Source organism: Pseudomonas sp. MF09156, assembly GCF_059862305.1.
This window is the reverse complement of the sequence record NZ_JCBCUR010000003.1, coordinates 95,966-111,579: the sequence shown is the minus strand read 5'-3', so window position 1 is coordinate 111,579 and position 15,614 is coordinate 95,966. Positions and strand designations below refer to the sequence as shown.

The 15,614-nt window shown below is 63.4% G+C and carries 10 protein-coding genes; 1 reads left to right on the top strand and 9 read right to left on the bottom strand.

Annotation, left to right across the window (positions count from 1 at the left end; genetic code table 11):
* Positions 1 to 57 precede the first annotated feature (57 nt).
* From AC19YY_RS09635 to urtA, 6 genes are all read right to left on the bottom strand, one after another.
* The gene (locus AC19YY_RS09635) at positions 58 to 897 is read right to left on the bottom strand and encodes an urease accessory protein UreD (RefSeq protein WP_170042501.1); all 840 of its coding nucleotides are present in this window, start codon (positions 895 to 897) and stop codon (positions 58 to 60) included.
* A 30-nt stretch (positions 898 to 927) separates the two neighbouring features.
* Positions 928 to 1,626 carry an urea ABC transporter ATP-binding subunit UrtE gene (gene urtE, locus AC19YY_RS09630; RefSeq protein ID WP_029297740.1) on the bottom strand — a complete coding sequence of 233 codons (699 nt, stop codon included), beginning with the start codon at positions 1,624 to 1,626 and terminating at the stop codon, positions 928 to 930.
* Between the two features lie 133 nt (positions 1,627 to 1,759).
* Positions 1,760 to 2,620 carry an urea ABC transporter ATP-binding protein UrtD gene (gene urtD, locus AC19YY_RS09625; RefSeq protein WP_463671612.1) on the bottom strand — a complete coding sequence of 287 codons (861 nt, stop codon included), beginning with the start codon at positions 2,618 to 2,620 and terminating at the stop codon, positions 1,760 to 1,762.
* Entirely contained in the window at positions 2,617 to 3,696 is a 1,080-nt protein-coding gene (urtC, locus tag AC19YY_RS09620; RefSeq protein WP_500604111.1) for an urea ABC transporter permease subunit UrtC, read from the bottom strand. Before urtC ends, urtD begins: the two co-directional genes overlap by 4 nt.
* Positions 3,696 to 5,198, bottom strand: coding sequence for an urea ABC transporter permease subunit UrtB (gene urtB / locus AC19YY_RS09615; RefSeq protein ID WP_500604110.1), 1,503 nt, complete (start codon positions 5,196 to 5,198; stop codon positions 3,696 to 3,698). The genes urtC and urtB overlap by 1 nt, the downstream gene beginning before the upstream one ends.
* Positions 5,199 to 5,357: 159 nt before the next feature.
* Positions 5,358 to 6,623, bottom strand: a complete 1,266-nt coding sequence (gene urtA / locus AC19YY_RS09610; protein WP_169952098.1) for an urea ABC transporter substrate-binding protein — start codon at positions 6,621 to 6,623, stop codon at positions 5,358 to 5,360.
* Positions 6,624 to 6,918: 295 nt separating this feature from the next.
* Between urtA and AC19YY_RS09605 the strand changes: the two genes are divergently transcribed.
* On the top strand, positions 6,919 to 12,834 hold the full coding sequence (locus AC19YY_RS09605) for a DUF4329 domain-containing protein (RefSeq protein WP_500604109.1): 5,916 nt from the start codon (positions 6,919 to 6,921) through the stop codon (positions 12,832 to 12,834).
* A gap of 14 nt (positions 12,835 to 12,848) precedes the next feature.
* Here AC19YY_RS09605 and AC19YY_RS09600 read toward each other — a convergent pair whose 3' ends face one another.
* Genes AC19YY_RS09600 through AC19YY_RS09590 form a run of 3 tightly spaced genes read right to left on the bottom strand, consistent with a single transcriptional unit; the run spans position 12,849 to position 15,588 of the window.
* Entirely contained in the window at positions 12,849 to 13,859 is a 1,011-nt protein-coding gene (locus AC19YY_RS09600; protein ID WP_169952094.1) for a FecCD family ABC transporter permease, read from the bottom strand.
* On the bottom strand, positions 13,856 to 14,803 hold the full coding sequence (locus AC19YY_RS09595; protein ID WP_500604108.1) for an ABC transporter substrate-binding protein: 948 nt from the start codon (positions 14,801 to 14,803) through the stop codon (positions 13,856 to 13,858). The genes AC19YY_RS09600 and AC19YY_RS09595 overlap by 4 nt, the downstream gene beginning before the upstream one ends.
* Positions 14,800 to 15,588, bottom strand: a complete 789-nt coding sequence (locus AC19YY_RS09590; protein WP_169952090.1) for an ABC transporter ATP-binding protein — start codon at positions 15,586 to 15,588, stop codon at positions 14,800 to 14,802. The genes AC19YY_RS09595 and AC19YY_RS09590 overlap by 4 nt, the downstream gene beginning before the upstream one ends.
* Positions 15,589 to 15,614: the final 26 nt, after the last annotated feature.

Sequence of the window (15,614 nt, the reverse complement as noted above, 5' to 3'; positions counted from 1 at the left end):
TGGATATGTTGACTGATACACCGCATTCGCGAGCAAGCCCGCTCCCACATTTTGATCTCATGTGTTCCAAATTCTTGGTGGTATGGCCTCACGCCCCAGCAATGCCGGGCGCAACAGCCGCCACAGATCAATCAACCAGGCCCGCGCCAGTAACGTCTCGCTGGCCAGGCAGCGCGCCACCAGCAAACCCGGCAGTTGGGTCAGGTCGCCACGCACTGCATGGGGCAGCGCTCGGCATTGTTCAAGCAGTTCGGTATCGATGTCACCGGTCACCAGCAAGGTGGCGAACACCGGCTGGCCGTCTAGGCCAATCGGCGAGTCGAGCAGGCCGTCGTCGCCTACGATGCGTTGGCGTTCATGCCAGAGCAACTGGCCGTCGCGACGGATATCCAGGTGCGACTGGAAGTGCCCACGGTCGAAACGTTCGCCGCTGGCCGGGCGCCCCAGCGCCACCACGTCCCAGTACAGCAGCCGGGCGTCGCCGTGCAGGTCGATGCGGGTGCTGAGTTCGGCCTGGGCCGCACTGAACACGATGGTTTCCTGGGGCAGCCACTCCAGGGTGGCGCCGGCCTCGACCGTCAAGGCCACCTGCTGGTAGGCCGGCCCGCTGGCACGGTACCACTTGGCGGCGCCGGGGCTGGTCAGTTGCGCCCACGCGCCCTCAGCCAGGTGGGCGGTGATCTCCAGGCGATCGCCCCCGGCAATCCCGCCCGGCGGGTGCACGATGATGTGCTGGCACACCTCGGGGCCTTCGGCATACAGGTGCTTTTGCACCCGCAGCGGGCCCAGGTGGCGGCGCAGCACCGGGCGCGTGCTGGCGCCAAAGCGTGCATAACCCAACTCCAGCGCGGCGTGCCAACTGGGGGTGAACAGAGCGGTGGGGGCAGGAACGGTCATGGTCAGGGCTTATCAACGAGACGCTACAGATTAGATGGTAACCAGGCCGCGTACACCCTCGGCCTCCATATTTTCTCCGCGGCCCTGCTGGACGATTTCCCCCCGTGACATCACCAGGTATTGATCGGCCAGTTCGGCGGCGAAGTCGTAGAACTGCTCCACCAGCAAAATCGCCATGTCGCCGCGTTCTGCGAGCTTCTTGATCACCGCGCCGATCTCCTTGATCACCGAGGGCTGGATGCCTTCGGTGGGCTCATCGAGGATCAACAGGCGCGGACGGCTGGCCAGCGCACGGCCAATCGCCAACTGCTGTTGTTGACCACCGGACAAGTCGCCGCCGCGCCGATGCTTCATTTGCAGCAACACCGGGAACAGTTCGTAGATAAACGCCGGGACTTGCTTGGCTTCGCTGCCGGGAAAACGCGACAGGCCCATCAGCAGGTTTTCTTCCACCGTCAGTCGGCCGAAAATCTCGCGGCCCTGGGGCACATAGGCGATACCGGCGTGCACGCGCTGGTGCGGCTTGAACCCGGTGATGGCCTTGCCTTCCCAGTTCACCGCGCCTTCCTTGGCGGGCAGCAGGCCCATCAGGCATTTGAGCAGGGTGGTCTTGCCCACGCCGTTACGGCCGAGCAGGCAGGTGACTTCGCCGACTTTCACGTCGAACGAAAGGCCGCGCAGGATGTGGCTGCCGCCGTAGTACTGGTGCAATTTGTCGACTTGCAGCATGTTCAAAATCTCCTCAATTCCCCTGTGGGAACCGGATCAAATGTGGGAGCCGGCTTGCCTGCGATGGCGCTCTGTCAGTCACCCTGGCTATCGCTGGCCAGCCAGCTCCTACATAAAGCGGATTGCATCAGGCTTAGCGACCGAGGTACACCTCGATCACCCGCTCATTTTCCTGCACCTGTGCCAGCGACCCTTCGGCCAGCACGCTGCCCTGGTGCAGCACCGTCACATGGTCGGCAATCGCGCCGACAAAGCCCATGTCGTGCTCCACCACCATCAGCGAATGCTTGCCCGCCAGGCGCTTGAACAACTCGGCGGTGAACTCGGTCTCGGCGTCGGTCATGCCGGCCACCGGTTCATCGAGTAGCAACAGTTGTGGGTCTTGCATCAGCAGCATGCCGATTTCCAAAAACTGCTTCTGGCCGTGGGACAGTAAACCCGCCGGGCGCTGTACCGAAGTCGTCAGGCGAATGGTGTCGAGCACTTCATCGATGCGGTCCTTCTGTTCACCGCTCAGGCGCGCCCGCAGGCTGGCCCACACGGACTTGTCGGTCTTCTGCGCCAGCTCCAGGTTCTCGAACACGCTCAGGGCCTCGAACACCGTGGGTTTCTGGAACTTGCGGCCAATGCCGGCCTGGGCGATCTGCACTTCGCTCATGCGCGTCAGGTCCAGGGTTTCGCCGAACCAGGCCTTGCCGTGGCTGGGGCGGGTCTTGCCGGTGATCACGTCCATCAGGGTGGTCTTGCCCGCGCCGTTGGGGCCGATGATGCAGCGCAGCTCGCCGACGCCGATATACAGGTTGAGGTCGTTGAGGGCCTTGAAGCCATCGAAGCTGACGCTGATGTCTTCCAGGGTCAGGATCGTGCCGTGGCGGGTATTGAGGCCCTTGCCGGCGGCCTGGCCGAGGCCGATGGCGTCGCGGCTGGTGCCCTGGTCGCGGTTCGGTTCGATGATCGGTTCGAGCATGAACTGGTCGGTTGCCGTGACTCTCATTGTTCGCCCCTTTTCTTCAGCAGGCCGATGATGCCCTTGGGCAGATACAGCGTGACGATGATGAACAGCGCCCCCAGGAAGAACAGCCAGTACTCCGGGAAGGCCACGGTGAACCAGCTCTTCATGCCGTTGACCACGCCGGCACCCAGCAGCGGGCCGATCAGGGTGCCGCGCCCGCCCAGGGCCACCCACACGGCGGCCTCGATGGAGTTGGTCGGCGACATTTCGCTGGGGTTGATGATGCCCACCTGCGGCACGTACAACGCACCGGCCAGGCCGCACAGCACCGCGCTCAACACCCACACAAACAGCTTGAAACCGCGCGGGTCGTAGCCGCAGAACATCAGGCGGTTCTCCGCGTCGCGCAGGGCCGTCAGCACCCGGCCGAACTTGCTCCGGGCCAGGCGCCAGCCGATAAACAGGCTGCCCACCAACAGCAGCACCGTGGCCAGGAACAGCACCGCGCGGGTGCCCGGCTCGGTGATGCCAAACCCCAGGATGCTACGGAAGTTGGTAAAGCCGTTATTGCCGCCAAAGCCGGTCTCGTTGCGGAAAAACAAGAGCATCCCGGCAAAGGTCAGGGCCTGGGTCATGATCGAAAAATACACGCCCTTGATCCGTGAGCGGAAGGCAAAGAAGCCGAACACCAGCGCCAGCAAACCCGGCGCCAACACCACCAGGCACAGGGCCCAGAGGAAGTGCTGGGTGCCGAGCCAATACCACGGCAGTTCGGTCCACGACAGGAAGGTCATGAACGCCGGCAACTCGCTGCCGGCGGCCTGGCGCATCAGGTACATGCCCATGGCGTAGCCGCCAAGGGCAAAGAACAGGCCGTGGCCCAGGGACAGCATGCCGGCGTAGCCCCACACCAGGTCCAGGGCCAGGGCGACGATGGCGTAGCAGAGGATCTTGCCCACCAGCGTCAGGGTGTAGGCCGAGACATGCAATGCGTTATCGGCCGGCAGCAGCGACAGCAGCGGCAACGCCAGCAGCACGGCGAGGATCACCGCGCCCACTGCAATCGTCACCTTGGTGCCGGCCTTTTGCGCGGCCGTGAGCATCAATGGCTGGTTCATCAGTCGATCACCCGTCCTTTCAGTGCGAAGAGTCCTTGCGGGCGTTTCTGGATAAACAGAATGATCAGCGCGAGGATCAGGATCTTGCCGAGTACGGCACCGATCTGCGGTTCGAGAATTTTGTTGGCGATGCCCAGGCCAAAGGCGGCCATGACGCTGCCGGCCAGTTGGCCGACGCCACCGAGCACCACCACCAGGAACGAGTCGATGATGTAACTCTGGCCCAGGTCCGGGCCGACGTTGCCGATCTGGCTCAGGGCTACGCCGCCTAAGCCGGCGATGCCCGAGCCGAGGCCAAAGGCGAGCATGTCCACACGCCCGGTGGGCACGCCGCAGCAGGCGGCCATGTTGCGGTTCTGGGTGACGGCGCGCACGTTGAGGCCCAGGCGGGTCTTGTTCAGCAGCAGCCAGGTCAGCACCACCACGCACAGGGCAAAGCCGATGATGACGATGCGGTTGTATGGTAATACCAGGTTGGGCAATACCTGGATCCCGCCCGACAGCCAGGCCGGGTTGGCCACTTCGACGTTCTGTGCGCCGAACAGCAGGCGTACCAGTTGGATCAGCATCAGGCTGATGCCCCAGGTGGCCAGCAGGGTTTCCAGTGGGCGGCCGTAGAGGTGACGGATCACCGTGCGTTCCAGGGCCATGCCGATGCCGGCGGTGACAAAAAACGCCACCGGCAGCGCGATCAGCGGGTAGAACTCGATGGCCTGGGGCACATAGCGCTGCATCAGCAACTGCACCACATAGGTGGAGTAGGCACCGAGCATCAGCATCTCGCCGTGCGCCATGTTGATCACCCCGAGCAGGCCGAAGGTGATCGCCAGGCCCAGGGCCGCCAGCAACAGGATCGAGCCCAGGGACATACCGCTGAAGGCTTGCCCGAGGATCTCGCCCACCAGCAGCTTGCGCTTGACCTGGGCCAGGCTGGTTTCGGCCGCGGTGTGTACTGCGGCGTCGGCTTCCACGCCGGGCGCCAGCAGGGCCTCCAGGCGCGTGCGGGCCAGCGGGTCGCCGGTGCTGCCGAGCAGGCGCACGGCAGCCAGGCGCACGGCCGGGTCGGTGTCGACCAGTTGCAGGTTGGCCAGGGCCAGGCTCAGGGCGCTGTGCACCTGGTCATGGGTTTCGCTGGCGAGCTGTTGGTCGAGGAATTTCAGCTGCGCCGGTTGCGCGCTTTTTTGCAGGGTTCGGGCGGCGGCCAGGCGCACCTTGGGATCGGCGGCGAGCAGTTGCTGGCTGGCTTGCACATTGTCGATCAGGCCGCGCAGGCGGTTGTTCAGGCGCACGGTCTTGGCTTCGCCGTTGACCGTGAGTTGGCCTTGTTGCAGGGCGTTGACCAACTCGATACGCGCAGGGTCAGGCTGGGCGGCCCAGTCCTGCAACAGCTTGGCCTGTTGGCTCGGGTTGGCGGCGAGGAAATCTTCGGCATCGCCGGCGTGTGCGGCCAGGGGCAGCAACAGCAGGCAGGCCAGGAGGAAGCGGTGGAGGGCAGTGGGCATAACAAATTGTCCTGAACATGCGCGGACGGGGTGAACACCTACCCCCTGTAGGAGCCGGCTTGCCGGCGATTGCGGTGTGTCAGTCGATTCATCTGTCACTGACACGCTGCTATCGCCGACAAGCCAGCTCCTACAGGGGGCGGGCTCGTGGGTTGGGGCTTAGTTGCTCTTGACCGCGTGATCCGGCTTCTTGTCATTGCCAGGGATGTACGGGCTCCACGGCTGGGCGCGGATCGGCCCTTCGGTCTGCCACACCACCGAGAACTGGCCGTCGGACTGGATCTCGCCAATCATCACCGGCTTGTGCAGGTGGTGGTTGGTCTTGTCCATGGTCAGGGTGTAGCCCGACGGCGCGGCGAAGGTCTGGCCGGCCAGGGCTTCACGCACTTTGTCGACGTCGGTGGACTTGGCTTTCTCCACCGCCTGCGCCCACATATGGATGCCGACGTAGGTGGCTTCCATCGGGTCGTTGGTCACGGCCTTGTCGGCACCCGGCAGGTTTTTCGCCTTGGCGTAGGCTTTCCAGTCGGCGACGAACTTGGCGTTGACCGGGTTCTCTACCGACTGGAAGTAGTTCCACGCCGCCAGGTTGCCCACCAGCGGTTTGGTGTCGATGCCGCGCAGTTCTTCCTCGCCTACCGAGAACGCCACCACAGGCACCTCGGTCGCCTTCAGGCCCTGGTTGGCCAGTTCCTTGTAGAACGGCACGTTGGAGTCACCATTGACGGTGGACACCACGGCGGTCTTGCCACCCGCCGAGAATTTTTTGATGTTGGCCACGATGGTCTGGTAATCGCTATGGCCGAACGGGGTGTAGACCTCTTCGATGTCCTTGTCGGCTACGCCTTTGGAATGCAGGAACGCGCGCAGGATTTTGTTGGTGGTGCGCGGGTACACGTAGTCGGTGCCCAGCAGGAAGAAGCGCTTGGCGCTGCCGCCTTCTTCGCTCATCAGGTATTCCACTGCCGGGATCGCCTGCTGGTTCGGCGCGGCGCCGGTGTAGAACACGTTGGGCGACATTTCCTCGCCTTCGTATTGCACCGGGTAGAACAACAGGCCGTTGAGTTCTTCGAACACCGGCAGCACCGATTTACGCGACACCGAGGTCCAGCAGCCGAACACCACCGCGACCTTGTCCTGGGTCAGCAACTGCCGGCCCTTTTCGGCGAACAGCGGCCAGTTGGAGGCCGGGTCGACCACCACCGCTTCGAGCATCTTGCCGTTCACCCCGCCCTTGGCGTTGATCTCGTCGATGGTCATCAGCGCCATGTCCTTGAGGGACGTTTCGGAGATGGCCATGGTCCCGGACAGCGAGTGCAGGATGCCGACCTTGATGGTCTCGGCGGCCTGGACGGTCCAGGTCAGGCCCATGGCGGCAATGGATGCCGACAGAGTGAAAGCCTTGATCAAGCTGCGACGCTTCATGGTGCGGTCTCCAGAACTCAATATTTTCAGGGGGCGGATAGGGGCGTTGCCAGAGCATTTGCAAAGGCTGTGCCTATTGGCTGCGCTGCCTTGTTATGTGGGCCATGGGCTGCACTGGTCGGTTGCACTGCACCAAGTGAGGGCTTGCCGGGCGTGCTGGTGCGTGGCGTGCGCCCGAACGGGGCAGGGCGTGTGGCGCGGTGGATATCTATTTAGCGCCCTCGCGCTCGCGCCAACGGTAAAGATCGCCGTGACCCTGGCCAGCGTCTGGTCGGGGCATATTTGAGGGGATGTCATGGAACGACCTAAACGCGGTTGGTTCGGCAGCGGCTTGAAGTCGGATGTGGTACTGCCACCAGTGGGACCGGCCTTTGTCACCATGGATGATGCGGCGCGTTATGCCCATCGACAGATCGGCAGCCGGCGCGATAAGGAGTATGGCGGGGTGATCCTGGAGAGCTTGGCGGACGGCTACTTCTATGCCACCGAGCCGATAGCGGGCGGGGCCTACACCTTCGATTACTGGACGGTGCTGAAAGTCGACAGCAATAGCCAGTATCTGCACCCACAAGGCTATCGGTGCGTGGCCGACTACCACTCTCATCCCGATGCGTTCGATGATTTTCAAGAGAACAACCCTGAGTTTTCCGAGCGTCAGGTCAGGGGGCTGAATGGCTTTTTTTCGGATATTGACCTGAGCATCTTTATTTTGGAGCGCGGTTTTTTTTCGGCCTCTTATCTGTCTGGGCCCGATGGCGGGTTGCTCAAATATGTCACCACCGGCTCGGCTGAGGAGCAGCGTTTTGGTGTGTGGCTCGATAAAAAGCTGCACTTCGGTCATGCGGATGGCCCGGCCGATAACAAACCGGAGACCTTCTTCAAGAAGGCCGCCAGTGTCAGCCAGTTGTCCATCGTGGTTCCGAGTGCGTTGTGGGGGGGCTCGACAGGCACAGTGCCCAGGCAATGGCGACCGTTCACAGCCTTTGTCTCGCGCACCTACGAGCTGCCGGCCTGCGGGCCGGTGTACGCCGGGCTTGATGCCCTGCTGGAGGTATTGCAGCAACGCAACCCTGAACGCGCCTTTATCCTCAAGGATGCCAACAAAGAGGACTATGTGCTGGTCGAGCCCCCGGCTGGCGGGCCCGCACCGGTGTCCATCCAGCAATTGTTCCCGCGCACCTCGGATGGTAAGCGCGTGTCACACGAGAGCTTCCATTGGGTGGCGGTCTATCTGGGACGCCCTCCGGTGCCCCTGCGTCTCCCGTCCAGGGACGCGTGGCTGTACCGTAACTTTTTTAGCCCGCTGGAGTTGGCGACCCAGCTTTACCATGGGGTGCAGTCCAGGGATTTGCTGGGGCCGGAGCGTCAGCTGTTTTTCTATCGCAACCTCAATGATGGGGCGTTGTTGCAATACAAGTGCGCGTTCTCGACCGCCGAGACTGAACTGTTTCGCGTCGAGCCGGACGGTCAGGTGGTGGATAACCAGATCGATTCGGCGCTGCTCGCGGGTACGCTGAGCCCTCGGGACTTTGTCCTGCGCGTGGCGGCAGGCGGGTATCTGTCGGTGATCCGGGCGGGCAAGATCTGGGACAGGCTCGGCCCGGTCGACGCGCAGTGGCGAGCCGTCTCCAGGGTTCCCAAACCCGTATTGAGTCCGCCCTTTGTCACCGCCGATGATGCTGCGCGCTGGGCTCACAACCGGATCGGCGAGCGACGCGACAAGGAGTATGGCGGTGCGGTGCTGCGACAAGGCGCGCGTTATTTCGCCACAGAACCGGTGGCCGGTGCGTCGATACAGTTTGATTTTCGCGCCATCATGGCCACCGATGAGCATGACTACTTCATTGCTCCGGCTCCCTTCGACTGCTACGCCTTTTACCACTCGCACCCGGCGGGCTCTCCCGGTGAGCAGGGGTTGCACACTCAGTTCACGGCCGATGAGGTGGAGATATTTATCAGCTTTTTCTCGTCTGCCGACCAGGCGTTTGTCATCGGTAACCGCGAGTTTGCCCCGGCCCACTACCTGTCAGGCCCGCAGGGCTCGTTGCTCAAGTATGTGAGCAGCGGTTCAACGGCGGAGCAGACGCTGCTCAAGCAATTGACCGGTGAGATGCCGATCCAGCCGATCACCGAGTTTGAAGGGACTGTCTGGAATTTTGCCGATGCGGGCGACCTGCGGGTGGTGTTGGCCAACCGTGTCTGGGGCGGCGCTCGCGGTCGTGTCGCCAGGGGGTGGCGGGTCGGCGAACCGGTCATTCCCAAGGACACCGTGCAGGAGCAGCCGTTCTTTACGCCGCAGGCCAACACGGGGCAAGTTGCCGCGCTGATCGCCCTGAACCATATCAATGGCATGCCGGCGGGCGCTTACCAGGGGTTTGTGCTCAAGCATCAGAATGCCCCGAGCTATATCGCGACGCTACCGGTTGCAGCAGGCACAACCCTGGCCAGTCTGTTCCCTGCCCGTGCCGACGGTCAGGCGAAACTGCCCTCCAATTATCGCCTGGTTGGCCTTTACCGTAATGTGTTTGCGTCCGAGCCGAGGCCGTTGCCGGCCAATGAAGCCTGGCTGTATAAGCGGTTTGCCCCACCTGCGCTATGGGTGGAGGTCATGAGCCAGGCTCTTGCCACCTCCAAGCTGCAGATCGCCGGGTTGGGGCTCAAGTTGTATCTGCAAGCCCCTGACCGGGCGCTGCTGCATTGGCAGGTGCCGAGTGCCGATACCGCCAACGAGCTGTTTAGCGTGGTCGGCCAGAGGGTGACTGACAAAGGCAACCAGGCGGCACTGCTCGACGGTACGTTGTCGTCCCGGGAGTTCGTGCACCGGGTGATTCGTGCCGGCGAGTTGACGGTGATTCAGCAGGGCGACTTATGGAACGTACTGGGGCCGATGCATGACGGCGAGCGTCTGCCGCTGGGTTCGGGGACCACGCTGCTGAGTGCGGCATTCCTGACGGCCGATGATGCCGCGCGCCTTGCCCACGAGAAGATCGGCTTTCGCCGAGGGACGGCCTTTGGTGGGTACATTCTCAAAAGGCCAGACGGGCGATTTTTATTCACCGAACCTGTGACTATTCATGGCGACGGCTTTTCCTCCGACCTGCTGCTGCCGAGACCGGGCGGTGGTTTGCTGGTGCCTCCGGTGGGCCATGAGATTCATGGGCGCTACGCCTCCCATGGGGCGGTGTCCTTCAATGACCTGGCCCGCCAGCGGCGCCTTGACTGGACCCTTGCGGACCTTGAGGTCAATGCCACGATGTTCTCGGATGTGGAGATCCGGGCGGTGATTGAATCCCGCCTGCCGGCTTACCTGAGCGGTTCGCCGAACAACCTGATCGGCTACACCCCCAGCGGCTCGGCCAATGAGTTGCTGGTGCTGAGCAACACCACCCGCGAGCCCGGCCAGCATGGTTACTTCGAACGCCTGGAAACCGGCAAGCTCAAGCCGGTGGACATCGTTACCCGCCTGGCGGATGCGGGCAATCTGCAAGTGCTTGTCGGTAGCCAGTTATGGGGGCCGCGTGGCACGGTCTACGACGACTGGACGCCCAACTTCGAGTATGCCCAGATCGATCTGCAAACCCCGGCGTTTGGTGCAATCTTTAACAGCCAGGACGCGGCGGCGCTCAATGCGCACATTCGCTGGTACGGCAGGAACCTGGATGCACAGGCGGCGACGGCCTACATTCTCAAGCACCCGCAACACGAAGAATATGTGGTCAGCGAGCTGTTGCCGATCAAGCCGCCCGGGCGTTGGTTGAGCGACTCCTCCAGGGGCTTCGGGTATCTGACCGGTGGCGACTTCGCCAAGGGCTTTGTGCTCAAGGGCCTGCTGTATTCACAGCAATGGCTGCCTGTGGGGCTGAACACTTCCGAGGCCTGGTTGACCCAGTTCTTTGTCACCCCCGAGTTGCTGTTGCGTGCCGAAGAAGATGCCCGGCATTTGCCGCGATCTTCTGCGGGGCCCGCCGTATTGCCTGTGTATGTGTCAACACTGGACGGCGCCTTGTTGCGGTATCAACCCCAGGCTTCGTCAATGCTCAAGCAGGGCATTGATGGCGCCGGTGTGACGATCCAGGGCATGAGCCTGCATGACGGCTCCCTGGATATCCGCCGGTTTGTCACGCTGATCGCCAAGGCCGGTGACCTGCGGGTGTTATACAGCAGCCAGTGCTGGGATCGACGGGGGCTGGTCATCGAAAACGCCACGTTATGGCGTCCCTATGGGCGTTTCACCCGCCGTCGCCTGGGCCCGGCTTTCCAGGAACAGGATGACGCAGTGCGCCATGCTCGCTCACGGCTGGGTGATCACGATAACGGCTTGCTGGGAGGCTTGGTGCTCAAGCGCCCTGACGGCCTGTTCGTGGCCACAGAACCTTTGAAAGTGCCTCGCGAAGATTTCGATCCCAAGTGGATTTTCCCCGATGAGGTGGTCTCGGTGGGAGGTTTTCCGGCGGGCCATACAATTGTTGCGCGTTACCGCACCAGTGCTGCGCGGGAGTTGCCGTTTGCCCTGGAGGCCACGCAAAAGAGCGTCTACCGCAATATGCTTTCCACCCGGGTGATTGGCGCATCGCTGCAGTCGCGGGACGTGCATCTGACCCGCGAGTACCTGTTAGGCACCGACGGCTGCGTGCTCAGTTACACCCGTAGCCGCACAGCCCTTGAGGATCAGTTGAAAACAGCCCTGCAGCCATTGCAGCCGCGACGTGCCGAGCTGTTGGATAACCTTGTCGAGCGGCAGATGCGCGACGGCACGCTGACCCCGATCGAGTTCGTCACCCGGCTGGCCCAGGCCGGTACATTGCGCGTGGTGGACGGTAGCGTGGTGTGGGGCATGCCGCGCACGGTCACAGCACCCTTCGTTGCCAACGTCATCTGGCCCGAGCCGTTGTTGATCCGCAACGCCGTGGCCGACCCGCCGTTCAGCCCGCTCTTCACCCAGGAGCAGGACGCGGTGCGCTATGCCCATGAGCAGTGCAGGCCCGGTGAGAGCTTGCAGTTCGGCTACGTTTTCAAGTCGCCCAAGCTGGGGCTTTATATGGTCAGCCTGCCACTGGTGCGTGCGAGCTATCGCGACTATAGCCAGGTGTTCCCCCAAGGCCTGCTTCCCCAGGGGTATGCCCTGGAAGGTCTCTACCTCTGCGCCACCAATGAGCTGTTGACGCCGGCGGAGGATCCGTTGCACCAGGCGTTCTTCCTGCCCACGGATTTCGATACGGGCCTGCGTTTCTCCCAGCACGCGGTCAAGGACAAGAAACTGCGCCTCTACCTGTCGTGCCCGGACGGCGCGCTGCTCAGGTATCAGTACCTCAGTAGCGATGAGCAACTGGACACGCTCGGCTCGTTGCAGGTATTGCGCGAGCAGTTGCTGCTGGGTAATGCCCGCATGCTTGACCACGTGCGCAGCCTGGTTGCCCGGGGCAATCTGGATGTGTTGATCGAGGGCCGGGTGTGGGCTGGCACGACACGGGTTTCCTCCGATTGGCAACCGGGTACGGGGCCAGGTTTCGAGGAAACCTGGCGGGCCTGTGGCCCGCTCTTTTCCCATGCCGACGATGCTGCCCGCGATGTACAGCGCAGGCTCGCGCCGTATCGTGGCCAGGAGTACCTTGCCGCGATATTGGGCAATCGTGCGCGCACCTCGTTTGTCGCCACGTTGCCGCGAGTGGCCGGGCTCGACACGGCGCAGCAGCTGGCGCTGTTTTACACCGGGCCAGATGGGCCGGTACAGCCGCTGGTGCAACCGACTGAGCACCCGGTGCCTGAGCCGGTGTTCCCGACGCAGTACCAAGTGGTCGCCGCACAACTGATCTACGGCGCCATGCCGCCCTCGCAAAGCAACGATCCCCAGGAGCAGCGGCTGCTCAACAACTTTGTCGGCCCGGCACTCTTGAGCTTGTTCCTGCGGGTGTTGCGTGCGCATGCAGAGCGCCCGGCAAGCCTTTACCTGTCGGTTCGCGAGGGGGCGCTACTCAAATACATTCCGAGCTTTTCGCAGATGGAAGACCAAACCCAGCAGCTGGGTGTGAGGCTCCAGCCCAGTGAGTTCCTCAAGCGCGTGACCGGCTATGGCCAGCTTTTTGTACTGGATCGGGATGCGCTCTGGCGCAACGAGGGGCGCACGGTGGAAGCTCAGGTCGACCCGCGCAACCAAACCGAAGAAACCCAGATCGATGAAGCATTGAGCATCCGCGACCGGGATGAGCTGTAAGCCGGCGCCTGAGCTTAGCGCCTGCGCATCAGGCCAATAAAAAACAGGCCGCCAATCGCCGCCGTGGCCACGCCAATCGGCAGGTCCTCGGGGGCGATCAGGGTGCGGGCGGCGACATCGACCCACACCAGGAACAGGCTGCCCACCAGCACGCACACCGGCAACAGGCGCCGGTGCTCGGCGCCCACCAGGCGCCGGGCGATATGCGGCACCATCAGCCCGACAAACCCGATGGAGCCGCTGATCGACACCAGCACGCCGGTCATCAGCGAGGCAATCAAGAACACCTTGAGGCGCACATTGCGCGCGTTCAGGCCCAGGGTCACGGCGGTCTGCTCGCCAGCCATCAGCGCGTTGAGCGGGCGGGCCATGCCCAGCAGCAACAGCAGGCCCAGCAGCACCGTGGCGCTGGGGATCGCCAGCAGCTCCCAGCGCGCCAGGCCCAGGCCGCCGAGCATCCAGAACATCACCGCCGACGCCGCGCGATGGTCGCCCATGAACAGCAGCAGGTTGGCCGCCGCCATCATCACGAATGACACCGCCACCCCGCACAGCAATAGGCGATCACTCTCCAGCCGACCATTGCGGCTGGCCACCGCCAGCACCACCAGCATGCTCAGTAGCGCGCCGATGAAGGCGGCGATGGGCAGGGTCAGCAGGCCGATGATTTCGCCCACATGCAGCACTACGATTACCGCGCCCAGGGTAGCGCCCGAGGTCACCCCCAGCAGGTGCGGATCGGCCAGTGGGTTGCGCGTGACCGCCTGCAAGACCGCGCCAATCAGCGCCAGCCCGGCACCCACCAGCGCCCCGAGCAACATGCGCGGTACGCGGATCAGCCAGACGATATGTTCCTGGCCCACCGACCAGTCCACCGCCCCGATACCCAGGGCCTTGTGCAGCAGGATCCGCCACACCACGTCCACCGGCACCCGCGCCGAACCGAAGCCCAGCGAGACCACACAGGACACCAGCAGCACCGCGCCAAGGGCGGCGAGCAGCAGGGCATAGCGGCGCTCGATCATTGGCCGTGGAACCCCTTGGCCAGGGTTTCCACCGCCAGCACATTGTCGATCCCAGGCGTGGCCTGCACGTAGGGGATCACGATAAAGCGCCGCTGCTTGATCGCGTCCACCGATTGCAGGGCCGGGTTATCCAGCAGGAACTGGATTTTCTGCTCGGCGGTGATTTCGCTGTAGTCGACGATCACGATCACCTGGGGGTTGCGCTCCACCACGGTCTCCCAGTTGACCCGGGTCCAGCTGGCGTCCACATCGTCGAGGATATTGCGCCCGCCAGCGGCAGCGATCAGCGCCTGGGGCATGCCCAGGCGGCCGGAGGTCATGGCGCGGTCTTCGCCGCTGTCATAGAGGAACACCCGTGGCTGTGCGGCGGGCAGGGTTTTCTGCACAGCGGCGACCTGGGCCTGCATCCGGGCGATCAGGGCGTTGGCGCGGTTCTGCACGTCGAAGATCCGGCCCAGGTTGCGCAGGTCGTTATAGGTGTCGTCCAGGGTTGCTGCCGGGCGCTTCATCACGAACGCGCAGGATTCGGTCAGCTCCAGCACGTTGATGCCCAACGGTTGCAGGGTCTGCGGGGTGAGGTCGCCCCCCACGCGCATGCCGTAGTCCCAGCCGGCGAAGAAGAAATCCACATTGGCGTTGAGCAGGGTTTCCACCGACGGGTACTTGGCCGCCAGCTCCGGCAGGCCGTCGAGCAGCGTGGCCATTTGCGGGGTCACCGCCTTCCAGCCGGTCACGCCGCTGTAGCCGACCATGCGCGGCTTGAGGCCCAGGGCGAGCATCATCTGGGTCATGTTGATGTCGTGGCTGACCGCGTGTTCAGGGGCCTGGTTGAAGATCACCTCGCGGTTGCAGCTCTGGATCTTCAACGGGTAGCGGGTGGCCTCGGCAAAGGCCTGGGTCGCACCGCACAGCAGGGTAAGGCACAGCAGGGAACGCAGGATCATGGTTGGGTTATCCAGGTGATTCGCGGGTAGCCGGAAAGTGGATGGGTATCGATCAGTGCCTCGACACCGAACACCTCGCGCAGCAGCTCGGCGGTCAGCACTTGGTGGGGCGTGCCGCTGGCGACGATGCGGCCATGGTTGATCACGTACAGGCGATCACAGAAGGCGGCGGCCAGGTTCAGGTCGTGGATGCTGGCCAGGGTGCCGATCTGCAGGCGCTTGACCAGCCCCAGCAGCTCCAGTTGGTAGCGTGGGTCGAGGTGGTTGGTCGGCTCGTCGAGGATCAGCAGTTGCGGCTGCTGGGCCAGGGCGCGGGCGAGGATCACGCGCTGCTTTTCACCGCCGGACAGGGTGGCGAAGGCATGGTCCTCAAAACCCAGCAGGCCGACGGATTCGAGGGCGTGCTGAATCAGTTGGCGGTCGTGCAGGGTATCGCTGTCGAACAGCCCTTTGTGCGGGGTGCGGCCCATGGCGACCACTTCATCGACCCGCAGGCCGAAGGCGTCGGGGAACTCCTGCAGCACCACGGCGATGCGCTGGGCGCACCAGCGCGAGGATTGCTTCCAGACATTCTGGTGATCCAGATGCACTTCACCCTGCTCGGGCTTGCTGAAGCGATAGGCGCAGCGCAACAGGCTGGTCTTGCCGCTGCCATTGGGCCCGATCAACCCGACAAACTCCCCGGCACCCACCTGCAGGCTGGCATCACGCAGGTGGAACTGGTGATGACAGTGGCCATGGCCCAGGGGGGACCAGGCGAGGTGGTTGAGGTTGAGTGTGGGCATCAAAAATCTCAAGTCAAACAGCGATC